22 protein-coding genes are annotated in these 23,494 nt (G+C 64.9%); 7 read left to right on the top strand and 15 right to left on the bottom strand.

Annotated elements, in window-relative coordinates; all coding sequences use genetic code 11:
- The first annotated feature begins 99 nt into the window (after nucleotides 1–99).
- Complete coding sequence (locus CYJ10_RS06595) at nucleotides 100–1,149, top strand: response regulator (protein WP_101680705.1); 1,050 nt, start codon at nucleotides 100–102, stop codon at nucleotides 1,147–1,149.
- Between the two features lie 62 nt (nucleotides 1,150–1,211).
- Here the strand turns inward: CYJ10_RS06595 and CYJ10_RS06590 are convergent, their stop codons facing one another.
- The 9 genes from CYJ10_RS06590 to CYJ10_RS06550 all read right to left on the bottom strand — a co-directional run bounded on the left by CYJ10_RS06590 (nucleotide 1,212) and on the right by CYJ10_RS06550 (nucleotide 10,988).
- Nucleotides 1,212–2,486 carry a THUMP domain-containing class I SAM-dependent RNA methyltransferase gene (locus tag CYJ10_RS06590; protein WP_101680704.1) on the bottom strand — a complete coding sequence of 425 codons (1,275 nt, stop codon included), beginning with the start codon at nucleotides 2,484–2,486 and terminating at the stop codon, nucleotides 1,212–1,214.
- A 68-nt stretch (nucleotides 2,487–2,554) separates the two neighbouring features.
- Complete coding sequence (locus CYJ10_RS06585; RefSeq protein WP_101680703.1) at nucleotides 2,555–3,160, bottom strand: 2-hydroxychromene-2-carboxylate isomerase; 606 nt, start codon at nucleotides 3,158–3,160, stop codon at nucleotides 2,555–2,557.
- Between the two features lie 35 nt (nucleotides 3,161–3,195).
- Entirely contained in the window at nucleotides 3,196–3,618 is a 423-nt protein-coding gene (locus CYJ10_RS06580; RefSeq protein ID WP_101680702.1) for a CopD family protein, read from the bottom strand.
- Nucleotides 3,619–3,636: 18 nt separating this feature from the next.
- Complete coding sequence (locus CYJ10_RS06575; RefSeq protein WP_101680701.1) at nucleotides 3,637–4,917, bottom strand: glutamate-5-semialdehyde dehydrogenase; 1,281 nt, start codon at nucleotides 4,915–4,917, stop codon at nucleotides 3,637–3,639.
- Between the two features lie 106 nt (nucleotides 4,918–5,023).
- Nucleotides 5,024–6,094, bottom strand: a complete 1,071-nt coding sequence (gene holA / locus CYJ10_RS06570; protein WP_101680700.1) for a DNA polymerase III subunit delta — start codon at nucleotides 6,092–6,094, stop codon at nucleotides 5,024–5,026.
- A gap of 40 nt (nucleotides 6,095–6,134) precedes the next feature.
- A complete protein-coding gene (locus tag CYJ10_RS06565) occupies nucleotides 6,135–6,650 on the bottom strand; it encodes an LPS-assembly lipoprotein LptE (RefSeq protein WP_101680699.1) in 516 nt (171 codons plus the stop codon).
- A gap of 26 nt (nucleotides 6,651–6,676) precedes the next feature.
- On the bottom strand, nucleotides 6,677–9,298 hold the full coding sequence (gene leuS / locus CYJ10_RS06560) for a leucine--tRNA ligase (RefSeq protein WP_101681054.1): 2,622 nt from the start codon (nucleotides 9,296–9,298) through the stop codon (nucleotides 6,677–6,679).
- A 174-nt stretch (nucleotides 9,299–9,472) separates the two neighbouring features.
- Nucleotides 9,473–10,270 (bottom strand): 4-hydroxy-tetrahydrodipicolinate reductase, encoded by a 798-nt coding sequence (gene dapB, locus CYJ10_RS06555; RefSeq protein ID WP_101680698.1) that lies wholly within the window; start codon nucleotides 10,268–10,270, stop codon nucleotides 9,473–9,475.
- A 103-nt stretch (nucleotides 10,271–10,373) separates the two neighbouring features.
- Nucleotides 10,374–10,988 carry an outer membrane protein assembly factor BamE gene (locus CYJ10_RS06550; protein ID WP_101680697.1) on the bottom strand — a complete coding sequence of 205 codons (615 nt, stop codon included), beginning with the start codon at nucleotides 10,986–10,988 and terminating at the stop codon, nucleotides 10,374–10,376.
- A 199-nt stretch (nucleotides 10,989–11,187) separates the two neighbouring features.
- Here CYJ10_RS06550 and fur point away from each other — a divergent pair, with 199 nt between their 5' ends.
- The gene (fur, locus tag CYJ10_RS06545) at nucleotides 11,188–11,619 is read left to right on the top strand and encodes a ferric iron uptake transcriptional regulator (RefSeq protein ID WP_066732268.1); all 432 of its coding nucleotides are present in this window, start codon (nucleotides 11,188–11,190) and stop codon (nucleotides 11,617–11,619) included.
- Nucleotides 11,620–11,716: 97 nt separating this feature from the next.
- On the opposite strand, the gene CYJ10_RS06540 is transcribed toward fur, so the two are convergent.
- A complete protein-coding gene (locus CYJ10_RS06540; protein WP_101680696.1) occupies nucleotides 11,717–12,721 on the bottom strand; it encodes a LysR family transcriptional regulator in 1,005 nt (334 codons plus the stop codon).
- A 292-nt stretch (nucleotides 12,722–13,013) separates the two neighbouring features.
- On the opposite strand from CYJ10_RS06540, the gene CYJ10_RS06535 reads away from it, so the two are divergent.
- Nucleotides 13,014–13,610, top strand: coding sequence for a flavin reductase family protein (locus CYJ10_RS06535; protein ID WP_101680695.1), 597 nt, complete (start codon nucleotides 13,014–13,016; stop codon nucleotides 13,608–13,610).
- A gap of 65 nt (nucleotides 13,611–13,675) precedes the next feature.
- On the opposite strand, the gene gap is transcribed toward CYJ10_RS06535, so the two are convergent.
- Together gap and tkt are read right to left on the bottom strand one after the other, a co-directional pair.
- On the bottom strand, nucleotides 13,676–14,674 hold the full coding sequence (gap, locus tag CYJ10_RS06530) for a type I glyceraldehyde-3-phosphate dehydrogenase (protein WP_101680694.1): 999 nt from the start codon (nucleotides 14,672–14,674) through the stop codon (nucleotides 13,676–13,678).
- Nucleotides 14,675–14,759: 85 nt separating this feature from the next.
- Nucleotides 14,760–16,847, bottom strand: a complete 2,088-nt coding sequence (gene tkt, locus CYJ10_RS06525; protein ID WP_374703232.1) for a transketolase — start codon at nucleotides 16,845–16,847, stop codon at nucleotides 14,760–14,762.
- A gap of 16 nt (nucleotides 16,848–16,863) precedes the next feature.
- Between tkt and CYJ10_RS06520 the strand changes: the two genes are divergently transcribed.
- From CYJ10_RS06520 to CYJ10_RS06505, 4 genes are read left to right on the top strand one after another with little or no spacing between them, the layout of a single operon-like run.
- Complete coding sequence (locus tag CYJ10_RS06520; RefSeq protein ID WP_257993136.1) at nucleotides 16,864–17,769, top strand: spermine/spermidine synthase domain-containing protein; 906 nt, start codon at nucleotides 16,864–16,866, stop codon at nucleotides 17,767–17,769.
- Nucleotides 17,770–17,829: 60 nt separating this feature from the next.
- Nucleotides 17,830–18,264, top strand: a complete 435-nt coding sequence (locus CYJ10_RS06515; RefSeq protein WP_101680691.1) for a VOC family protein — start codon at nucleotides 17,830–17,832, stop codon at nucleotides 18,262–18,264.
- Nucleotides 18,264–19,007 (top strand): 16S rRNA (uracil(1498)-N(3))-methyltransferase, encoded by a 744-nt coding sequence (locus CYJ10_RS06510; RefSeq protein WP_101680690.1) that lies wholly within the window; start codon nucleotides 18,264–18,266, stop codon nucleotides 19,005–19,007. Before CYJ10_RS06515 ends, CYJ10_RS06510 begins: the two co-directional genes overlap by 1 nt.
- Nucleotides 19,008–19,022: 15 nt before the next feature.
- Nucleotides 19,023–19,640 carry a YidB family protein gene (locus CYJ10_RS06505; protein ID WP_101680689.1) on the top strand — a complete coding sequence of 206 codons (618 nt, stop codon included), beginning with the start codon at nucleotides 19,023–19,025 and terminating at the stop codon, nucleotides 19,638–19,640.
- Nucleotides 19,641–19,743: 103 nt separating this feature from the next.
- Here CYJ10_RS06505 and CYJ10_RS06500 read toward each other — a convergent pair whose 3' ends face one another.
- From CYJ10_RS06500 to CYJ10_RS06490, 3 genes are all read right to left on the bottom strand, one after another.
- Entirely contained in the window at nucleotides 19,744–20,352 is a 609-nt protein-coding gene (locus CYJ10_RS06500) for a barstar family protein (protein WP_101680688.1), read from the bottom strand.
- Nucleotides 20,349–20,696 (bottom strand): ribonuclease domain-containing protein, encoded by a 348-nt coding sequence (locus tag CYJ10_RS06495; protein ID WP_101680687.1) that lies wholly within the window; start codon nucleotides 20,694–20,696, stop codon nucleotides 20,349–20,351. The genes CYJ10_RS06500 and CYJ10_RS06495 overlap by 4 nt, the downstream gene beginning before the upstream one ends.
- A gap of 429 nt (nucleotides 20,697–21,125) precedes the next feature.
- The gene (locus CYJ10_RS06490; protein WP_101680686.1) at nucleotides 21,126–23,450 is read right to left on the bottom strand and encodes an NADP-dependent malic enzyme; all 2,325 of its coding nucleotides are present in this window, start codon (nucleotides 23,448–23,450) and stop codon (nucleotides 21,126–21,128) included.
- Between the last annotated feature and the right edge of the window lie 44 nt (nucleotides 23,451–23,494).

Raw genomic sequence — 23,494 nt, 5'->3', positions numbered from 1 at the left:
CCTTTTGCGTGGTCTGGTTGCGCATGCAGATGCAGGCGCTATACTGGCTTGCCCCGTTCTTTTTCCCCTTTGCGGCCGGCGGCCAGATTTGATCGCACCATGACATTCCCCGCGCACGACCGGAACCTGTCGGTTTTCCATCACCCCGTCCTGACGGTATTGGTCGACGACAGCAAGTCGTTTATCGACAGCCTGGCTTTCCAGATGGATGCATCGCGCGCGGTGGTCAGCTTCACCGATCCGCGCGACGCGCTGACATGGATTCGCGAAGCGTATGGCACGCGGCATCCCGCTTTCCTGCCGGTGCGCGTCACGCACGACGACCTGACCTTCCTGTCCGAACGCCGCACGGTGCAGCTCGATGTCGACCGCATCCACCGCCAGATCCACGACGTGCATCGCTTCCTGCAGCCCGGTGTGGTGGTCGTTGACTACTCCATGCCGCAGATGGACGGGCTCGAATTCTGCCAGGCGCTGGAAGACCTGCCGTGCAAGACCATCCTGCTGACTGGCACCGCCGATGAAAGCATCGCCGTGCAGGGTTTCAACCATGGGCTGATCGACCGCTACGTGAAGAAGCACGATCCGAACATGGTGGCGCGCCTGAACGACGAAATCGATGCGCTGCAGCAGCAGTACTTCGCCACGATCTCGCGCACGCTGCGTGACCTGCTGACGCGCCATTCGTACTCGTTCCTGTCCGATCCGATCATGGCCGACCGCGTACGGCAGACCGCCGCGCGCTATGGCTTTATCGAGTACTACCTGTTTCCGAACCCCGTCGGCATGCTGTTGCTGACCGCACAGGGCCATGCCACGCTGATGGTGATCGAAACCCGCGCGGGGCTGATGAACCAGGTGGAATCGGCGGAAGCCTACGAGGCGCCTGCGGCATTGATCGAGGGGCTGCGCGAGGGCCGCATCGTGCCGTTCTTCTGGCCCGGCAACGGCATGTACACGCCGGCCTGCGCGGACTGGGAACAATACTGCCTGCCGGCGGAGCGTTGCGAGGGCAACGAGGAATATTTCTACGCGCTGTTCGACCTCCCGCGCCACATGCTGCAGGAGCCGGTGGTCAGCCTGCAGAGCTTCCTGTCGGAGTTCTCGCGCAACGGCGCGGCGATGACCGGGCGCAACAAGCAAGTGTAAGCCTGCGCGGCTGGACTCCCCTCCCCCCAAGGCGCGGGAAAGGGGAAGCCGCACCATCGGCGTCAATCCTTCTTCTGCACGTCCTTCTGGCCATCCCGATTGCCGCCGCGCACCATGTCGAACCGGAACAGGCGGCATTCGATATTGCCGTTGTACAGCGGCGTGCGGCGCGATTCCTTCAGACGCAGCCGCTTGGGAATGCTCAGGTCGCCCGTGAACACCCAGGCCTGCCAGTTTGCGAAATTCTGCTTGAGCGTCGTGGCAAAGGCGCTGGCGAACTGATTGGCGGCGGCCTCTTCCACTTCGTCGGGCGGCGCATCCTGCATGGCATCGCGCCGGTTGCCGCGCACCGCGATACGCTCGCCGTACGGCGGATTCATCATCATCAGGCCGGGCTCAGCGAATGGCGGCTGCACGAAGCGCGCGTCCACCTGCTTCAGCGATATGTCACCGGGCAGACCGGCACGCTGCCAGTTCGCCTGCGACATCGACAGCATGTCCGTCGAAATATCGGACCCGGCGATCTGCAACGCCGTGGCGCGGTCCGCAGCGGCCTCGCGCGCACGTTGCGCGTCGGCACGCAATGCCTGCCACGCCTTGGTATCCGCGCCCTTCAGCCACTCGAATGCAAACGTACGACCCACGCCCGGCGCGATGCCCAGCGCCACCTGCGCGGCTTCCACCAGGAACGTGCCGCTGCCACACATCGGATCGAAGAACGGACGGTTGGTCTGGCCAGGCACCCAGCCGGCCAGCCGCAGGATGCCTGCGGCAAGGTTTTCCTTGAGCGGCGCCTCGCCCTTTTCCATGCGCCAGCCGCGCTTGAACAGCGGCTCGCCCGTGGTGTCCAGATACAGGGTGCAATCGGTCTCGGTCAGGTGCGCGTAGACGCGGACGTCCGGACTGACCGTGTCGACGCTGGGGCGTGCGCCCAGGCGCTCGCGCATGGCATCGCAGACCCCGTCCTTGACGCGAAGCGCCGTGAAATTGAGGCTGCGCAGCTGCGACTTGTGGGCGGTGATATCCACGCGCAGCGTCTCGTCGGGCGAGAACCATTGCTCCCAGCGCTGCTGGCGCGTCAGCGAATAGATATCGTCCTCGTGCCGGTAGCCGCGCTGCGCCACGCGCAGCAGCACGCGGCTGGCAATGCGCGAATGCAGGTTGACCGCGTAGGCCGCGGCCATCTCGCCCGAGAACGTCACGCCACCCGGCATTTCACGATGCACCTCGAACGGTGCCGCAGCCACCACGGCCGGGTACTGCGCAATCTCGCGCAGCTCCTCGGCCAGTGCCGGTTCAAGGCCACGCGGGCAAGGAGCAAAGAAGGCTTGGGTCATGGCGAGTCTTTCCTGAAAACAAAAACGTCCGCATCGCGGACGGGCAAGGCGTGGGTCCGGTGTGCCGATCAGCCTGCCGCCAAGGCGCGGTCAAGGAAGTCGAGCCGGTCCTGGCCCCAATACGGTTGGCCGTCGTAGACGAACCACGGCGCGCCGAACACATTGGCGGAAATCGCATCCTGCGTGTTCTGCGCATAGGCGGCCTGCACGGCCTGGCCCTCGCTAGCCTTGAGCAGGCTGGCACCATCGAGGTCATTCTCGTCGGCAATCTGCGCCAGCGTGGCGCCATCGGCGATATTGCGCTGCTCGGCCCAGACGGCTCGCGTGATGGCGCCGGTCAGCGCCAGCGCGCGGGCCGTGCCATGCGCCAGCTGGGCCGCGATGATCAGTTTGGCGGCGGCATCGCCTGACACCGGGAAGAAGGTCGGATGCAGGTTCAGCGGGATACCCAGGAACTGGCTCCAGCGCTCGAGCTCGACCAGCCGGTAAGCCTGGCGCTGCGGCGGACGCTGTGCCAGCGGCAGGCCGCCCGACACCGAGAACACCTTGCCCAGGTCGGCCGGCTTCAGCAGCACCTGCGCCTGGTGGCGGTTGGCGATTTCCACAAAGCGGGCATGGCCCAGGTAGACGAACGGCGACTGCGGCGCCAGAAAGTACTCGACCTGCTTGCTCATCACGACCTCATCGAAAACAGTAGAAATCCGACAGCTTAGAACGGCTTTACGACAACCAGAATCACGATGGCCAGCAACACCAGCACTGGCAATTCGTTGAACCAGCGATAGAACGTGTGCGAGCGAGTATTGGCGCCGCGCTCGAACTTGCGCAGCAGCACGCCGCAGCCGTGGTGATAGCCGACCAGCACCAGCACCAGCGCCAGCTTGGCATGCATCCAGCCCTGCCCCGCGCCGCGCCCGATGCCGTAGCCCAGATACAGCCACAGGCCGAACACCACGGCCGGCACCGCCAGCATGGTCATGAACCGGAACAGCTTGCGCGCCATCAGCAGCAGACGTTGCACGCTGGCCGGATCGGTCTCCATTGCCAGGTTGACGAAGATCCGCGGCAGGTAGAACAGGCCCGCGAACCACGAAATGACGAACAGGATATGAAAGGCCTTGACCCAGAGCATCTGCGTTCTCGCCTTCCCTTACGTGCGCACTTCGCCGTGACCGAACACGACGTACTTGAGCGATGTCAGCCCTTCCAGCCCCACCGGGCCACGGGCGTGCAGCTTGTCGTTCGAGATGCCGATTTCGGCGCCCAGGCCGTACTCGAAGCCATCGGCAAAGCGCGTCGACGCATTGATCATCACGCTGGCCGAGTCCACCTCGCGGATAAAGCGCATGCCGGTGCTGTAGTTCTCGGTCACGATCGAATCGGTGTGGGCCGAGCCGTAGGTGTTGATGTGCGCAATCGCGGAGTCCAGGCCGTCGACGGTACGGATGGCCAGCACCGGCGCCAGGTATTCCAGGCGCCAGTCTTCCTCGGTGGCGTCGACCAGCCCGCTGAAACCCGCGGCCTCCAGCGTGGCGCGCGTATCGGCGCAGACGCGCAGTTCCACGCCCTTATCCTGATAGATGTGGCACAGCGGCGGCAGCACGGTGGCGGCGATCTGGCGCGACACCAGCAGCGTTTCCATCGTGTTGCACGGCGCGTAACGCTGCGTCTTGGCGTTGTCGCAGATGCGTACGGCCTTTTCCACATCGGCGGCGTCGTCGATGTAGACGTGGCAGATGCCGTCCAGGTGCTTGATCATCGGCACGCGGCCTTCCTCGATCAGGCGCGCGATCAGGCTCTTGCCGCCGCGCGGCACGATCACGTCGACGTATTCGTTCATCGTGATCAGGCGGCCCACGGCGGCGCGGTCCGTGGTTTCGATGACCTGTACCGCCTCGCCCGGCAGGCCGGCGGCAGCCAGGCCCTCGGCCACCAGCGCGGCCAGCGCCGTGTTCGATTCGATGGCTTCCGAGCCGCCGCGCAGGATCGTGGCGTTGCCCGATTTCAGGCACAGCGCCGCGGCGTCGATCGTCACGTTCGGGCGCGATTCGTAGATGATGCCGATCACGCCCAGCGGTACGCGCATCTGCCCCACCTGGATGCCCGTGGGACGGAACTTCATGTTGCCGATCTCGCCGATCGGGTCGGGCAGCGCGGCAATCTGCTCCAGGCCGGCGGCCATGGTGTCGATGGCCTTGTCGGACAGCGTCAGGCGATCCACGAAGGCAGCGTCCTGGCCGTTGGCGCGGGCGCGTTCGACGTCACGGGCGTTGATGGCCTTGAGCTTGTCGGCATCGCGCCGAATGGCCGCGGCAATCGTCAGCAGCGCACGGTTCTTGTCGGCCGTGGAGGCCCGCGCCATGGCGCGCGACGCCGCGCGGGCCTGCTGGCCAACGCGGTTCATGTAAGCGTGGAGATCGAACTCGGTCATGATGGTGTCCGGGTCCAGCCCGGTCTGCTTTGGGTGCCGCGATGTCGAGGCGCCGGCGCGGCTACCGGCAGTATTCAGTTTGGTTCGCTGCTTGGATTCGGGGACGTCAGGCCGGCCGGGCGATCAGCAGCGCCAGCTGCAGCAGGCCGTCCCATGGCTCGGCCGGCAGGCTGCCCGCTGCGCCACCCGCGCCTGGCAGGTCGCCCAGGCCCTTGACCTGGCGGTCCAGCCGCGCGGCCATGGCCAGCGCAGCCTCCAGCTGCGGCATCGACAGCCGTTGCGCGGCCTGTGGCACCAGGCGCTCACGCGGGCCCCAGACGCGCAGTTCGCGCATCAGCACACCTGCCGGCTTGCCAGCCGCCAGCCCTTGCCGGACCTTGGATAATACGCGAATTTCCTCGGTCAACGCCCACAGCACCAGCACCGTGGCCTCGCCCTCGCCGCGCAGCCCTTCGAGCATGCGCGTCAGACGGGGCACATCGCCGCCGAGCATCGCCTCGGACAGCTTGAATACGTCGTAGCGGGCCACGTTCAGCACCGCGTCGTGGACCTGGTCGAACGTCAGAACGCCGGGCGGGTACAGCAGCCCCAGCTTCTGGATTTCCTGGTGCGCGGCTAGCAGGTTGCCTTCCACCTTGTCGGCGATGAACTGCAGCGAGCGCCGGCCGGGTTCGCCCGGCTCCACGCGCTGTTGCTGCAGGGCCAGCCGATCGCCCACCCAAGCGGGCAGGCGCGTGCGGTCCACGGCATCCACCTTGATCGATACCCCGGCCGATTCCAGCGCCTGGAACCAGGCGGACTTCGAAGTGGCGAAGTCGAGCCGCGGCAAGGTGACCAGCATCACCACGTCCGGCGACGGCTGGGCCGCCACGGCGCGCAATGCCTCGCCGCCATCCTTGCCAGGCTTGCCCGACGGCACGCGCAGTTCCACGATCTTGCGATCGCCGAACAGCGACATCGACTGCTGGGCCTCGGTGACCTGGCCCCAATGGAAACCGCGCTCGGCCACCAGCACTTCGCGCTCGGTAAAGCCCGATTCCCGCGCGGCGCGGCGCAGGCGGTCCACCGCCTCGAGCACCAGCAGGTGCTCGTCGCCATGCACCACGTACAGCGGCGCCAGGCCCTTGGCCTGGGCCTGCTTCAGGTGTCCATCGAGTCCGTCGAACTTGAGCTGCATGTGTTGCCCTGTGACTGCGAAGCGATCCGCGCCTGGCGCGTCAGATCGTCTTGACCGCCGCCAGGCGGCGCATCAGCTGCTGCACGATGTCCTTCTGCATATCGCGATACAGCTGCTGCTCTTCGTAGTCCTTGGCCAGCGTATTGGCTTCGTTGTAGGTCAGGTCGCGCGTCAGGATTAGCGTCGACGGGGCGATCAATTCCTTGCCCGCCGCATCGCGCAGCCGGAAGCTGAAGCGCTGCGTCAGCCGGTATTCGCGCACCACGCCCTGCGCCGTGATCGACAGGATCGACTTGGCACGCGAATCGGCCAGCACATCCAGCACCGCATCCGCCCCCTCTCTCTCCTCCACGATCTGCGTGTCGGAGCCATTGCGGATATTGCGGCGCAGATCGGCGCCCATCAGCGTGTTGGACGGAATGCCGATGTAGAGCCGCTTGAACGCGAAATCGGCGTTGCCGCGCATGTGAAAGCCGCAGCCGGCCAGCAGGCCGGCGGCCGCCATTGCCGCACCGATGGCGAGAAATCCGCGGCGTCCCATGTCCGGTCGATCCATTGCTTGTGTCTTCCTGGCTGTGTGGCTCAGAGCACCACGTTGACGAGCCGGCCCGGCACCACCACGATCTTCTTGGGTGCGGCGCCGTTGGCAAACTTCGCCACGATCTCGCTGCCGGCGGCCACGGCCTCGATGGCGGCGCGATCGGCATCGGCAGCCACCGTCAGGCTGCCACGAACCTTGCCGTTGATCTGCAGCACGAGTTCGATCTCGGTGCGTACCAGCGCGCCTTCATCCACCTGCGGCCAGGCCGCGTCTAGGATGTCGCCGGCTTCGGCGGCGTAACCGAGTTCGCTCCACAGGCCGTGCGCGATATGCGGCACCACCGGATACAGCACGCGCAGCAGGATGCTGAAGCCTTCGCGGCGCGCGGCCGGCGATGCTGCCTTGGCATCCTCCAGCGCGTTCAGCATCTTCATCGTCGCCGACACGACGGTGTTGTACTGGATCCGTTCGTAATCGTAGTTGGCCTGCTTGAGCACCGTGTACAGCTCGCGGCGCAGGTCGGCATCGGCGGCCGTGAACTGCGTGCCAGCGCCGTCGCGAATCGCCTGGTCGTTGGCGTAGCCATAGTTCCAGACACGACGCAGGAAGCGCGACGCGCCGTCCACGCCCGAACCGCTCCACTCCAGCTGCTGCTCCGGCGGCGCGGCAAACATCACGAACAGGCGCGCGGTATCGGCGCCGTGCTGGTCGATCAGTGCCTGCGGGTCGATACCGTTGTTCTTCGACTTCGACATCTTTTCGATGCCGCCGATCACCACCGGCTGCCCATCGGCCTTCAGGGTGGCGCCCAGCGGACGGCCGCGCTCGTCGGTCTGCAGATCGACGTCGGCCGGGTTGTACCAGGTCTTCTTGCCCGACGCGTCCTCACGGTAGAACGTCTCGTTCAGCACCATGCCCTGCGTGAGCAGGTTCGTGAACGGTTCGTCGAACTTGACCAGGCCCATGTCGCGCATGACCTTGGTCCAGAAACGCGCGTACAGCAGGTGCAGGATCGCGTGTTCGATGCCGCCGATGTACTGGTCCATCGGCATCCAGTAGTCGTTGCGGGCGTCCACCATCGTGCCGGCGTCGGGGCACGTATAGCGCATGTAGTACCAGCACGAGTCGATGAACGTGTCCATCGTGTCGGTTTCGCGGCGCGCGGGCTTGCCGCACGACGGGCAGGTGCATTCCAGGAAACGCGGATCCTTGTTCAGCGGATTGCCGGTGCCGTCCGGCACCAGGTCTTCCGGCAGCACCACCGGCAGGTCTTGCTCGGGCACCGGCACCACGCCGCAGCTGTCGCAGTGGATCAGCGGAATCGGCGTGCCCCAGTAGCGCTGGCGAGAGATGCCCCAGTCGCGCAGGCGCCACGTCACCTTCTTCTCGCCCAAGCCCTTGGCGGCCAGGTCGGCGGAAATGGCGTCGACCGCGGCCTGGTAGCCCATGCCGTCGTACTTGCCGCTGTGGACACAGGTACCGTGTTCCTTGTCGCCGTACCACTCCTGCCAGGCGTCGGTCGAATACGGCTGGCCCTTGACGTCGATGACCTGCTTGATCGGCAGGTTGTACTTCTTCGCGAACGCGAAGTCGCGCTCGTCATGCGACGGCACGCCCATCACGGCGCCATCGCCGTAGGTCATCAGCACGTAGTTGCCGACCCACACGTCCACCTGCTCGCCGGTCAGCGGGTGCGTGACCTTCAGCCCGGTGGGCATGCCCTTCTTCTCCATGGTCGCCATGTCGGCTTCCATGACCGAGCCATGCTTGCATTCGTCGATGAAAGCGGCCAGTTGCGGATTGTTGGCGGCGGCGTGCGTGGCCAGCGGGTGTTCGGCGGCCACGGCGCAGAACGTGACACCCATGATGGTGTCGGCGCGCGTGGTGAACACGAACAGCTTGCCGTCGTTGATCAGCCTGCCATCCGCGCCCTGGATCTCATGCGGGAAGGCAAAACGCACGCCCTCGCTGCGGCCAATCCAGTTCTGCTGCATGATCTTGACGCGCTCCGGCCAGCCCAGGCCATCCAGGTCGCCCAGCAGTTCCTGCGCGTAGTCCGTAATGCGCAGGTAGTACATCGGGATCTCGCGCTTTTCGACCACTGCGCCCGAACGCCAGCCGCGGCCGTCGATCACCTGCTCGTTGGCCAGCACGGTCTGGTCCACGGGGTCCCAGTTCACGGTGCCGGTCTTGCGGTAGGCGATGCCCTTTTCCAGCATCTTCAGGAACAGCCACTGGTTCCAGCGGTAGTAGTCGGGGCTGCAGGTGGCCACTTCGCGCGACCAGTCGATCGCCAGGCCCATCGACTGCATCTGCTTCTTCATGTAAGCGATGTTGTCGTAGGTCCAGGCGGCCGGCGCCACCTTGTTGTTCAGCGCGGCGTTTTCCGCCGGCATGCCGAACGCATCCCAGCCCATCGGCATCAGCACGTTGCGGCCGTTCATGCGCAGGTAGCGCGCCATCACGTCGTTGATGGTGTAGTTGCGCACGTGGCCCATGTGCAGCTTGCCCGACGGATACGGCAGCATCGAGCAGGCGTAGAACTTCTGCTTTTCCTTGCCGTCGGGCCCGACCGCGTGCTCCGATACCTTGTAGGCATCGATCGCTTGCCAGTGCTGCTGGGCGGCTTGTTCAACGGCGGACGGAAGATATTTGTCTTGCATGGTCGGGACGACGGTCAGGGCAACGGTCACGCGCGGCGACTGGCGCGCCGGACGACCGGGAGGATCGGAAAAGCGAAAGAGACGATTATAACCGTGGCCGACCATGATTCCGGCCCGCCACGGTGGCGCCCAAAGGCGCAAACGGCCCGCCATGGCGAGCCGCAAAACAGCGGGTTACTTCAGGCCCAGCACATCCTGCATGTCGAACATGCCGCTGGGCTTGTCGGCCAGGAAGCGTGCAGCCCGCACCGCGCCATCGGCGTAGGACTGGCGGCTGGACGACTTGTGGCTGATCTCGATGCGCTCGCCGATACCGGCGAACATCACCGTGTGATCGCCCACGATGTCGCCGCCGCGGATCGTGGCAAAACCGATCGAGTTCGGGTCGCGCGGGCCGGTATGGCCTTCGCGGGCGTACACGGCGCAATCATCGAGATTTCGACCAAGGGCATCGGCAATCACTTCACCCATTGTCAGCGCGGTACCGGACGGGGCATCGACCTTGTGGCGATGGTGCGCCTCGATCACTTCGATGTCATAACCCGTCGACAGCAGCTTGGCGGCCACTTCGAGCAGCTTGAACGTGGCGTTGACGCCCACGCTGAAATTCGAGGCAAACACCACGCCGATCACCTTGGCGGCATCGGCCAGGGCCTGCTTGCCGGCAGCATCGAACCCGGTCGTGCCGACCACGATCTTCTTGCCCAAGCGCTTTGCCACATCCAGGTGCACCAACGTGCCTTCGGGGCGCGTGAAATCGATCAGGCAATCGGCGGCGCCCAGCACGGCTTCGATATCGGACGAGATCTTGATGCCCGTGGCACGGCCCAGGAACATGGCGGCATCCTGGCCCAGCGCAGGCGACGACGCATGCTCCAGCGCGCCCGCGAGCGTGACGCCATCGGTATTCAGAACGGTTTCGATCAGCATGCGGCCCATGCGGCCGGAGGCACCTGCGATGGCGATTTTCATGGCGTGGCGGTGTCGGAAGACTGGGAAGACTGCGACCCAGCCAGACGGCCGGGCGCAAGGGTGCAGTTGGCGGGAACCGGCGCGGGCCGGTTCCGAGAACGGATCAGCTGGCCGGTTTGTCCGGCGTGGCATTCGGAGCCGGCGACTGGGCTGCCGGCTCGGAGGCCGGAGGTGTCGATTCGGCTGCCGGTGCCGGTGCGGCTTCCGGCGCCGAGGCGCCAGCAGCGGCCGGCGCGGACGCTGCCTGCGCCGCGCTGGAGGTCGACGATGCAAGGCCGATCTTCTGGTTCCGCTGCGCCGCCTTCATGCCGTCAATTTCGGCAATCAGCTCGTATTCCGACGGCAAATCGCCGCCTTGCCACTTCACCAGCTTGTCGTCCTCGAAGAACACCGTGAACTGGCGTGACTGAACCACCGGCGTGCTGCCCCGGCGGAACGAGAAATAGTAGTCCCAGCGATTGCCGTGGAACACGTCCTGTAGCAGCGGCGTGCCCAGCAGGAATCGCACCTGGTCGCGCGTCATGCCTTCGCGCAGTTGGGAAGCCGCCTCGCGGGACACGAAGTTGCCCTGGACGATGTTGATGCGATAGGGCGTGATGGCTTCTGCCACCTTGCGCGACGTGCTGTCGTAGGCCGAGCAGGCGCCAGCCAGCAGTGCGGCGGCCAGCAGGGAAGACACCAGCGCCGGGCGCATGGCGGACGAACGGAATGAACGCATGTATCTCGCTTCCAGACGGGAATGGTTCTGTGCCGGAACCGACGCTCCGCAAAAAGCGGGGGCGGCCGGCACGGCCAGGCGCATCGCGGGAACGCCACCTTGCGGGTAGCGGCCGGGCGCCATGGCACCGGGGCGACTTTTGTCGCCAAAACCCTTATGATTCAACTATCCAGACATTGTACTCTAGGGAGTCACGCCCATGCCGAGTCCGGCGGACCTCAAAAATATCGGCCTCAAGGCGACCGTCCCCCGCCTGAAGATTCTTGAAATCTTCCAGACCAGCGAGCAGCGCCATTTGAGCGCGGAAGATGTTTACCGGATCCTGCTCAATGAGCACATGGATATCGGCCTCGCCACGGTCTATCGTGTCCTGACCCAGTTCGAGCAAGCGGGCCTGCTGTCGCGCAACAACTTCGAGTCGGGCAAGGCTATTTTCGAACTCAACGAAGGCAAGCACCACGATCACCTGGTGTGCCTGGACTGCGGTCGCGTCGAGGAATTCTTCGACGGCGATATCGAGCAGCGCCAGCAGAGCATTGCGCGCGAGCGCGGCTTTGCGTTGCAGGAACATGCGTTGTCGCTGTACGGCAACTGCACCAAGAACGACTGTCCCCACAGACCCAAACGATAAGCCGCGCGGCGCCGGCATGTACTGGCGCCGAGAATGCAGGCAACAAAAAACCGGCGCCATGGCGCCGGTTTTTTGTTTTGGGCTTACCCTCTGCCGGTTATTCCTGCGGCAGGTCGTCCTGCTCGGCTTCCGTCACCACGCGCAGATTGCGAGCCACAGTGACTTGCGGAAGGCCTACGAATTCTCCAACCACCTGACGAAAAAGGTGGCGGGCCCAGACCAGCATCGGATGCGTGTTCCGGCTGCGGTGCCAGAACATGTTCAGGCCCAGCGTCGTATTCAGTTCGGCCGGCAACGGGAACGCCTTGAGGCCGTAGGTCTCGCAGGCCATGTCCTTGGTCAGGGCGTTGACCGTGAAGATCATGTCCGTCTGCGCGGCCAGCTCAGCCTGCGCGCGCCACGAATGCACCGTCAGCGTGGCATTGCGCTTCAGGCCGCGCTGCTGCAACGCGTAGTCCAGCGGAATCAGTGCAGGCGCCGGACGGCCCGCTCCGCCCGAATGCGCCATGAAGATGTGGCTGCATTCCAGATACTGCTCCAGCGTGCAATCCTTCTGCAGAAGCGGATGATTCTTGCGCGCGCACACCCACAGGTTCAGCGACGTCACCATTTCCTCAACGATTTCCGGGTGGCGCGTCGGGAATGGAGAAAATGCCAGGTCAAGCTCGTTGGCGCGCATGGACGCCACGTCACTTTCCCAGGAATGCGATTCAACCAGCCGGATGTGCAGGTCCGGCGCGGACTGCTTGATGCGCAGCACGAAGCGGTTGAAGACGGTATCGCCCAGTTCGGCTGCGAAACCGATGCTCAGGGTGCCCGTGGCAACCGCCGGATCAAAATTGTCCGCGTCGCCTTCGTTGATGGACGACCACAGATCGAGCATGTCCCGAATTTTCGGACCCAGTTCCAGCGCACGGGGCGTCGGCGTCAGGCCGTGGGGCACACGAATAAAGAGAGGATCGTCGAAGATTTCGCGCAGGCGGCCAAGCGAATGCGATACGGCGGGCGCCGTCATATGCATCTTTTCCGCCACATAGGTGGCGTTCCGCTTGCTCAGCAGCTCGGTAAAAATCACGAGCAGCTTGGTATCCACGTTCACCATGATCAGGCCCGGTTGTTATGTCTCGCGCTTCGATGGCCCCACCACTTTCACTGGCTGCACATCAGATATCAACAGATTCTTCCGAGTGTAAGAGAAAAAAACGGCAGGGAAAAGCAAATTCAGCATTTCTCGCACTACGTGAATTGGTAATCAGCGGATTTTTGACAACTTTGAGACAGATAATGTCAAAAACCGCGCTACTAATGCCTACGAAGCCCGCTATATTGATCTGCAAGGGCTCGATCCTGCCTTGCGCCCGCGCACATTATCTCGGAATTTTCGGACTCGCATCATGACTTCCCCTCGTGTTGGCGTCGATCTCGCCAAAGCCTACCGGCTGCTCAATCACGGTCCCACGGTACTGGTCAGCGCGGCCCACGACGGCCAGCGCAACATCATGGCGGCGGCCTGGGCCATGCCGCTCGATTTTGCGCCGCCCAAGGTGGCGGTCGTCCTGGACAAGGCCACCTGGACGCGCCGCCTGCTCGAGGCCAGCGGTGAGTTTGCCCTGCAGGTGCCCACCGTCGGCCAGGTCGACATTACCCAGGCGCTTGGCTCCAGTTCAGGGCTGACGATGCGCGAACAGCAAGGCGTCGACAAATTCGCCGCCTACGGGCTGCAGACGTTCGCCGGCAGCGTGGTCGGTGCGCCCTTGCTGGAAGGCTGCGCGGCCTGGCTCGAATGCCGGCTGCTGCCGGAGCCCGCCATCCAGGCCGGCTACGACCTGTTCCTGGGCGAAGTGGTGGCCGCCCATGCCGACAGCCGCGTCTTCAGCGAAGGCCGCTGGCACTTTACCGGCCACGACAGCCTGCGCACCATCCACCATGTGGCGGGCGGACATTTCCTGGTGGACGGCGATACCGTCGATGCCAAACCGCTGACGCCCTGATCCACGCGTCGGCCCATCATAAAAAAACGCGCCCGAAGGCGCGTTTTTCATGAGGCGAGTGCCAATTACTTGGCCACGACACGTGCCATTTCCAGGCACTTGTTCGAGTAACCCCATTCATTGTCGTACCAGCTCACGACCTTGATGAACGTGCCGTCCAGTGCGATACCGGCTTCGGCGTCGAAAATCGAGGTACGGGCATCGCCGCGGAAGTCCGTGGCAACAACCTTGTCTTCCGTGTAGCCCAGCACGCCCTTCAGCGCGCCCTGGCTCTGGGCCTTCATCTCGGCGCAGATTTCTTCGTACTTGGCCGGGTTTTCCAGCTCGACGGTCAGGTCGACCACCGACACGTCCGACGTCGGCACGCGGAACGACATACCCGTCAGCTTCTTGTTCAGCTGCGGAATCACCACGCCCACGGCCTTGGCGGCACCGGTCGACGACGGGATGATGTTTTCCAGGATACCGCGGCCACCGCGCCAGTCCTTGTTCGACGGGCCATCAACGGTCTTCTGCGTGGCCGTGGCGGCGTGCACGGTCGTCATCAGGCCGCGCTTGATGCCCCACTTGTCGTTCAGCACCTTGGCCACCGGGGCCAGGCAGTTCGTGGTGCAGCTGGCGTTCGAGATGATCGCTTCGCCCTTGTACGTTTCGTGGTTCACGCCGAACACGAACATCGGGGTGTCGTCCTTCGACGGGGCCGACATGATCACCTTCTTGGCGCCTGCGTCGATGTGCTTCTGCGCGCCTTCCTTGGTCAGGAAGATGCCGGTCGATTCGATGACCACGTCCGCGCCAACCTCGCCCCACTTCAGTTCCGACGGATCCTTGACCGCGGTCAGGCGGATCTTCTTGCCGTTGACGACCAGCGTGTTGCCGTCCACCGACACTTCGCCGTCGAAGCGCCCATGCACCGAGTCGTACTTCAGCATGTACGCCAGGTAGTCCGGCTCCAGCAAGTCGTTGATGGCAACGACTTCAATGTCCTTGAAGTTCGCGGCGGCAGCGCGGAACACCATGCGTCCGATACGGCCAAAGCCGTTGATGCCGATCTTGATGGTCATGTCTATCTCCTAGAGAGCAATCGATAAAGCCGGTGGCCGGCGCCGCCCGCCGGCGCATCGCACCGGCTGACCGCGCGGGCGGAAATTACTGGGCGAGCGTGGCGCGAACGGTGTCGGCCACATTGTCTACCGTGAAGCCGAAGTGCTTGAACAGCACGCCAGCCGGGGCCGATTCGCCGAACGTGTCGATGCCGACGACCGCCTGGACCTGGTACTTCCACCAGAAATCGGTCACGCCGGCTTCCACGGCGACGCGCGGCACGCCTGCCGGCAGCACGCTGGCCTTGTAGGCGGCGTCCTGCTTGTCGAACACGGTCGTGGCCGGCACCGATACCACGCGCACATGTACGCCCTCGGCGGCCAGCGCATCGGCGGCGCCCACGGCCAGACCCACTTCCGAGCCTGTGGCCAGGATCACGGCGTCCGGACGCTTGGTGCGCGGGTTCTTCGCATCGCGCAGCACGTAGCCGCCGCGTGCGATATTGGCGCGCGTGGCGTCGTCACGCTTCTGGAATGGCAGGTTCTGGCGGCTGAAGATCAGGCAGCTCGGGCCGTTCTCGCGACGGATCGACTCGGCCCAGGCCACGGCCGTTTCGGTCGTGTCTGCGGTACGCCAGACGTCCAGGTTCGGGATCAGGCGCAGGCTGGCCACGTGCTCGATCGACTGGTGCGTCGGGCCGTCTTCGCCCAGGCCGATCGAATCGTGCGTGAACACGAACAGCGTGCGGATCTTCATCAGCGCGGCCATGCGCAGCGCATTGCGGCTGTAGTCCGAGAACGTCAGGAACGTGGCGCCGTAAGGCACGTAGCCGCCGTGCAGCGTGATGCCGTTCATGATGGCGCTCATGCCGAACTCGCGCACGCCATAGTTGATGTGGTTGCCCCACGCATCCACGCGCACAGCCTGGGTGCCCGACCAGTTGGTCAGGTTCGAGCCGGTCAGGTCGGCCGAGCCGCCCAGGAATTCCGGCAGCACCGGCGCGAGCGCCTCGATGGTGTTCTGGCTGGCCTTGCGCGTGGCGATCGTCTCGGCCTTTTCCTCGCACTTGGCGATGAAGGCGTCGACGGCGGCATCGAATGCGCCCGGCAGCTCGCCGCGCATGCGGCGCTTGAATTCGCCGGCTTCATACGGATGCACTTCGGAGTAGGCGTCGAACAGCGCGTCCCAAGCCTTTTCCAGTGCGCCGCCGGTGGCCTTGGCGTTCCAGGCCGTGTACACGTCTTCCGGCAGTTCAAACGGGGCGTGGGCCCAGCCCAGCGCCTCGCGCGTGGCCAGCACTTCGGCACCGCCCAGCGGGGCGCCATGCACGTCGTGGCCGCCTGCCTTGTTCGGGGCACCCTTGCCGATGATCGTGCGGCAGCAGATCAGCGTCGGCTTGTCGCTGGCCTTGGCTTGGGCGATGGCGTTGTCCACCGCCACCACGTCGTGGCCGTCCACGCCGCGGATCACGTTCCAGCCGTAGGCCTCGAAGCGCTTCGGCGTGTCGTCGGCAAACCAGTGCACCACGTCGCCGTCGATCGAGATGCCGTTGTCATCCCACATCGCGATCAGCTTGTTCAGCTTCAGCGTGCCGGCCAGCGAGCAGGCCTCGTGGCTGATGCCTTCCATCAGGCAGCCGTCGCCCATGAACACGTAGGTCTGATGGTTGACGATGTCGAAGCCCGGGCGGTTGAATTCCTCGGCCAGCAGGCGCTCGGCCAGTGCCATGCCTACCGCGTTGGTAATGCCCTGGCCCAGCGGCCCGGTGGTCGTTTCCACGCCCGGGGTGATGCCGTATTCCGGGTGGCCAGCGGTCTTGCTGTGCAGTTGGCGGAAGTTGCGCAGCTCTTCCACCGGCAGGTCGTAGCCGGTCAGATGCAGCAAGGCATAAATCAGCATCGATCCGTGGCCGTTAGACAGCACGAAGCGGTCGCGGTCGGCCCAGTGCGGATTGACCGGGTTATGCTTCAGGTGCCGGCCCCACAACGCCACGGCGATGTCCGCCATACCCATCGGCGCGCCGGGGTGACCGGAGTTGGCCTGCTGGACGGCATCCATGGCAAGCACGCGGATGGCATCGGCCATCAGCTTGACGGGTTGATTGGCAAAAGGACTGGTGGCGGGATGGGCGAGGGCAGACATGCGAGAACCTGACGGCGGGAAAACCGCAATTTTAGCAGAAGCAGGCGGCATTTCCGGGCGCGGAGACGTGGCGCGAAGGGGGTCGCAGGCGTGGACCGAATGGCTGGTGCCCGGCGCGGGCACCACGCTTGGCGATATCGCCGTGCTGGCGGCGGCACGCACGCCGCACCAGCAGGTAGAAATCGGCGAGAACGCGCACTTTGGTCGCATCTTCCGCCTGGATGGGCGCGTGATGAGTACCGAAGCCGATGCCTACATCCAGCATGAACTGATGACCGTGCCGATGGCCGCAGTGCACGGTTCGCCACGTAGCGCGCTGGTAGTGGGCGGTGGCGACGGCGGATCGGCCTTTGAATTGCTGCGAATTCCCACCATGCGGGAAGTGGTAGTGGCCGAGCTCGATGCCGAAGTCGTGCGCTTGGCGCGCGAATGGCTGCCGGGCATCCATCGTGGCGCCCTCGACGAACCGGGAGATCCGCGCCTGCACCTGGCCATCGGCGATGGCCTGGGCCTGATGGAAGCGTTTGCACGGGCCGGTCGCCAGTTCGACCTGATCGTGTACGACCTGACCGAAGCCGACGACAACAGCCCGGCTGCCGCCCTATTCTCGCCGCACGGCCTGCAGACGGCACGGCGCTGTCTGACCGCCGGCGGCGCGATGTCACTGCATCTGGGGCCGCCCTGTCATCGGCCGGAGGCCGCGCGGCTGTTGCTGTCCCGCCTGCGCCAGGTGTTCAGGAACGTGGCGCCGCTGGCGACGTTCGTGCCGGCGTACGGTGCGCTGTGGGGCATCGCGCTGGCCAGCGATGCGCTGGACGTCGCTGCCCATCCACCGGATCGCATTGCGGCGCGACTGCAGCAGTGGAAGCTCGATGGCGCGCTACGAGCCTACCACGCCGGGCTGCACCCGGCGCTGTTCAACCATCCGCGCCATTTGCAGGCGATCTTCGACAGCGCAGGCCGTCCCGCGTAACATGCACAAATGCCCCGCCGTCATCGTGTGCGGGGCCTTCGTGCCATCCGGGAGACCCGCATGTCCAGACCGCCCAACACGCCCTGGCTGACACCCTATCTCACGGTCGCCAGCGGACGCGCCGCGCTTGATTTCTATCAACGGGCGTTCGGCTTCAAAGCCGGGCATGTCGTCGATGAGAACGGCGTGCCCACCCACGCCGAAATGCACTATCAGGGCCAGATCGTCATCATGTTCGCGCCCGAGGGCGCCTGGGGCAGCACGGCTCGCACGCCTCGCTCCATGGGCGTGGAAGCGCCGCAGACGTTCTACCTGTATTGCGAGGATGTCGACGCCATGTACGCACAGGCCACTGGCGCCGGCGCCACCAGCATCACGCCGCCCGCCGACCAGTTCTGGGGCGACAGATACTGCATGGTCGAAGATCCCGATGGATACCGATGGGGCTTTGCCACGCCGCTGGCCAAGGCTCCGGACGCCAAACCCACCCCCTGATGCCTCCCAGATTCTTTGTCGACGTGGCGCTGGCCGCCGATGCCGTACTTGATTTGCCCGAAGCCGTAGTCCGTCACGTGCAGGTGCTGCGCCTAGCCCCGGGCGACGCCATCACGCTGTTCAACGGCCAGGGCGGCAGCCATGCCGCCACCCTCGCCGAGATCGGCAAGCGTCACGCCACGGCGCAGATTGGCGCGCGTGACGCCGCCGAGACCGAAACGCCATGCGCGGTCACGCTGGCGCAAGGCCTGGCCGGTGGCGACAAGATGGACTGGCTGATCGAAAAGGCAGTGGAACTGGGCGTGGCCGCCATCCAGCCGCTGCAGGCCAACCGCTCGGTGGTGCGCCTGTCCGGCGATCGGGCGCTCAAGCGCCAGGCGCACTGGCAGGCGCTGGTGCAAGCGGCGTGCGAGCAATGTGGCCGCAATCGCTTGCCGACACTGGCGCCGGTCGCTACTTTTGAAGCGTGGCTGGCGACGACGCCTGCCACGGGCGCCCGGCTGCTGCTGTCGCCGCGTGCCGCAGGGTCACTGCCCGAGCTTGCCCATGCGCATCGCGACGCCTGGGGCGCCGAAGGGGTGACGCTGCTGATTGGCCCCGAGGGGGGGCTTTCCCCGGAGGAAGAAGACGCCGCGCGGCGTGCCGGTTTTATCGGCGTGTCACTCGGACCGCGCATCCTGCGCACGGAAACGGCCGGGCTGGCTTGCCTGGCAACGCTGAACGCCATCCTTGGCGGATTTTGAGATAAGGAGTCTGAGATGGGACTACTCGATAGCGTACTGGGTGGCGTGCTGGGCCAGCTCGGCGGCCAGCACCAGCAGCAAGGCCAGTCCGGCGGCATCAATCCGAAGCTGATGATGGCCCTGGGCCTGCTGGCGATGCTGGCCATGCGGCACAAGAGCCAGGGTGCTGACGGCAGCGTGGCACCAGCCGATGCTGGCGACAACCCGCTGGGCGGACTTGGCGGGCTCGGTGGGCTGGGTGGCATGCTCGGCGGCATGCTGGGTGGCGGCAGTGCACCGGCCCCGGGCGGGCTCGATCTGGGTTCGCTGCTGGGCGGGCTGCTCGGCGGACAAGGCGAAGCCGGCGCATCGGCCCAGGCCATGGGTGCGGCCAGCGGCGGCATCGGCGCCCTGCGCGACGTCCTGGCGCAGGCCGGGCTGGGCCAGCAGGTCGACTCCTGGATCGGCACCGGCACCAATCAGGCTGTCAGTGCCAATGACCTGTCGGCGGCGCTGGGCAACACCGGCGCGCTGCAGTCGCTGGCCGAAACCACCGGCTTGTCGTCGGACGATGTGGCAGCCAGTCTCAGCGAAGGCCTGCCCGAACTGATCGACCGCCTGACACCAAACGGCCAGGTACCGCCCGCGGCCTGACGGGTCAACCGGACAAGGCCGGACAAAACAAAAAAGCCCGCTGACATCAGCGGGCTTTCCATTGGGTGAATCCGTTCGAGCCGTTCGGACCGCTCAGGCTCGTTCAGGCGAACGAGTAGAACACCCGGAACTGCACCTTGCGCTCGCTCCAGAATTCGGCAGCGTCGCGGAACACGTCCAGCAGCACTTCACGGGCTTCCTTGTCGAACTTCTGCGCGATCGGCAGGCCTTCGAGCACGATCACGAAGCCGGGCTGCGGGCCGGACTTGTGGATCATGTCGGTCAGGCAGTCGGACAAGGCATCGAAGTTCTTGCCGAAATGCTTCGGGAACGTGAACTCAGTGGCGATACGCTCAAGAATCTCGGCCTTGCTCGCGCAGTCGGCACAGTTCGCGTACAGGAAATGCTGATTCAGCGCGGTGGCTGCCTGGGCCAGCTCGGCCACGCGGAAAGCGCGGATCGACTGGACGATGTTAGGGCGCACCGTCTTGAACAGATTCATGGCTCCCTCGTTGGTGCCGTCGTCAGCCCATGTGGCCATGACAGGGGCACAGGTGGGCGGAAGTCGGGGCGTCAGATCCTGGCGCGGCATCATCAGCACGTTGTCATAAAGGTTCTGGGCCTGATGGTGAGCCCGTTGCCACCCATCTCCGGCGCCGCGCTCCTCGCGGGCGGCAAGGGCGTCGCCCAATCCGAAAATGTCAGTCATCATTTGGTTATCCGTTTGAAACTGTTGTAGTGGTCTTCCGTGTAATAGCAGTCGTTGGCGGCGCGTTGATCACCACCGCAAACTATCCGCTTAGCTCCCCGATTCCGGCTTTTGCTGTTCTTGACGGTGTATTCGCGGTAATACCCGCGAGGCTGCTGCGGCAGGACACGTTCGTAGTTGCCGAACCGCGAACCATCCTTGTCATACGGGAACGGACCACCTGCCTGTATCAGGTCCAGCGTTTGCCGCGCCTCGTTGGGCAACTGCTGCGCCTGGATGGTTCCCACCCCAAGCACGTCGGGCGACTGCCTTGCCATCGCGCCTTGCGGCGACAGGGCCAGCGCCATCGATAGCGCCGCGCCAGCCAACACGTGGCCCAGGCTTCGCGCCAGGCTCAGGGACTGCCTCTGTGACTGCCGCTCCGACTGGCTGGGTGAATTCCGGAAACCCACGATAGTGAATGAATCGTTGGCGAAAGTTAATGGCGGGTCATTCCGGCATCGCTTCGGTCTCTTTTCGGACCCCCAGCGGCTACCGGCACGCCCAGGCGAGCGTCCGCATTCAAAGGCGTAAGGTTACGCGCAAGTCCATCATTAATCAATCCCCGCCCCTGGGCGGTCCGAATTTCCTCAATTGTTTCAACATGTTATTGATATGTGTGCGCATACTAACCGTGCGGACGGCAATTTGACGCGGACATGAAAAAAGCCGGGCGAACCCGGCTCTTGCACCACTTGGCTCCGGCGGCCGGAAACGACCGCCGGTAAAAAGCCCGATCAGGCCTTGGCAGCGGCGTCCACCACCACCAGCGCCGTCATGTTGACGATACGGCGCACCGTTGCCGACGGCGTCAGGATGTGAACCGGCGCCTTCACGCCCAGCAGGATCGGGCCGATGGCCACGTTGTTGCCGGCCGCCACCTTGAGCAGGTTGTACGAAATGTTGGCCGCGTCGATGTTCGGGCAGACCAGCAGGTTGGCTTCGCCCTTGAGCGAGCCGTCCGGCACCAGCGAATCACGCAGCTTTTCGTCCAGCGCGCTGTCGCCGTGCATTTCGCCGTCGACTTCGAGGTCAGGCGCGCGCTCGCGCAGGATAGCCAGCGTTTCACGCATCTTGCGGGCCGACGGGGCTTCCGACGTACCGAAATTCGAGTGCGACAGCAGGCCAACCTTCGGCTCGATGCCAAAGCGCTTCAATTCCTCGGCGGCCATCAGCGTGATCTCGGCCAGTTCGGCGGCGGTCGGATCGATGTTGACGTGCGTGTCCACCAGGAAGATCTGGCGGCCCGGCAGCACCAGCCCGTTCATCGCGGCGTAGACGCAGTTGGTACCGCCCAGCACCTGGTCGATGTAGCGCAGGTGCGCCGCGGTGGTGCTGACCGTGCCGCAGATCATGCCGTCGGCCTCGCCGCGCTTGACCAGCATGGCGCCGATCAGCGTGGTGCGGCGGCGCATTTCCAGCTTGGCGTACTGCTGCGTGATGCCTTCGCGGGCCATCATGCGGTAGTAGGCGTCCGAATAATCACGGAAGCGGTCGTCGTGCTCGGGGTTGACGACTGTGAAGTCCACGCCCATGCGCAGGCGCAGGCCGAAACGTTCGATGCGGTGCGCCAGCACGGCCGGGCGGCCGATCAGGATCGGGTTGGCCAGCTTTTCGTCGACGATCACCTGCACGGCACGCAGCACGCGCTCTTCTTCGCCCTCGGCAAAGACGATGCGCTTCTTTTCCATCTCCACCTTGCGCGCAGCCGCGTAGATCGGCTTCATCAGCGTGCCCGAGTGGTAGACGAACTGCTGCAGCTGCAGACGGTAGGCGTCCATGTCCTCGATCGGACGCGCGGCCACGCCGGCCTTGGCGGCGGCTTCGGCCACGGCCGGCGCGATCTTGACGATCAGGCGCGGGTCGAACGGCTTCGGAATCAGGTATTCGGGGCCGAACGACAGGTCCTGGATACCGTAGGCCGAGGCCACGATATCGCTCTGCTCCTGGCGCGCCAGTTCGGCCACGGCATTGGCGGCGGCGATTTCCATTTCACGCGTGATCGTGGTGGCGCCGCAGTCCAGCGCGCCGCGGAAGATGAACGGGAAGCAGAGAACGTTGTTGACCTGGTTCGGATAGTCGGTACGGCCCGTGGCCATCACCGCATCCGGACGGATTTCCTTGACCAGCTCCGGCATGATTTCCGGATTCGGATTGGCCAGCGCCAGCACCAGCGGCTTCTCGGCCATCTTCTGCACCATCTCGGGCTTCAGCACGCCGGCGGCGGACAGGCCAAGGAAGATGTCTGCGTCATCGATGACTTCGGCCAGGCGGCGCTTGTCGGTCTTCTGCGAGAAGCGTGCCTTTTCCGGGTCCATCAGCTCGGTACGGCCCTCGTAGACCACGCCGGCCAGGTCCGTCACCCAGATGTTCTCGATGGGCAGGCCCAGGTCGACAAGCAGGTCCAGACAGGCCAACGCGGCGGCGCCGGCGCCCGAGGCCACCAGCTTGACCTTCGAGATGTCCTTGCCCACCACCTTCAGGCCGTTGATCACGGCGGCACCCACCACGATGGCGGTACCGTGCTGGTCGTCGTGGAAGACGGGAATCTTCATCCGTTCGCGCAGCTTGCGCTCCACGTAGAAGCATTCCGGCGCCTTGATGTCCTCGAGGTTGATACCACCGAACGTCGGCTCGAGCGACGCGATGATGTCCACCAGTTTTTCGGGGTCCGTTTCGTCGATTTCGATGTCGAAGACGTCGATACCGGCGAACTTCTTGAACAGGCCGGCCTTGCCTTCCATTACCGGCTTGGACGCCGCGGCGCCGATATTGCCCAGGCCCAGCACGGCGGTGCCGTTGGTGATCACGGCCACCAGGTTGCCACGCGCGGTGTAGCGGAACGAATCGGCCGGATTGGCAACGATTTCTTCACAGGCAGCGGCCACGCCCGGCGAATAGGCCAGGGCCAGGTCGCGCTGGTTCGACAGCGGCTTGGTCGGGGTGACGGAAATCTTGCCGGGGGTCGGAAACTCGTGATATTCGAGTGCGGCCTTGCGCAGCGCCTCACGCTGCTGCTGTTTCAGATCGTCTTGGGACGGGGACTGCTGAGGGCTTGTCATCTGCGCATCTTCCGATCGGTGGAGCCGCACTGAATAACGCTGGG

The sequence above is a fragment of the Cupriavidus pauculus genome (genome assembly GCF_002858765.1).
Taxonomy (GTDB): domain Bacteria; phylum Pseudomonadota; class Gammaproteobacteria; order Burkholderiales; family Burkholderiaceae; genus Cupriavidus; species Cupriavidus pauculus_B.
Note: the sequence above shows the minus strand (reverse complement) of the source record. Positions and strands in the feature narration are given on the sequence as shown.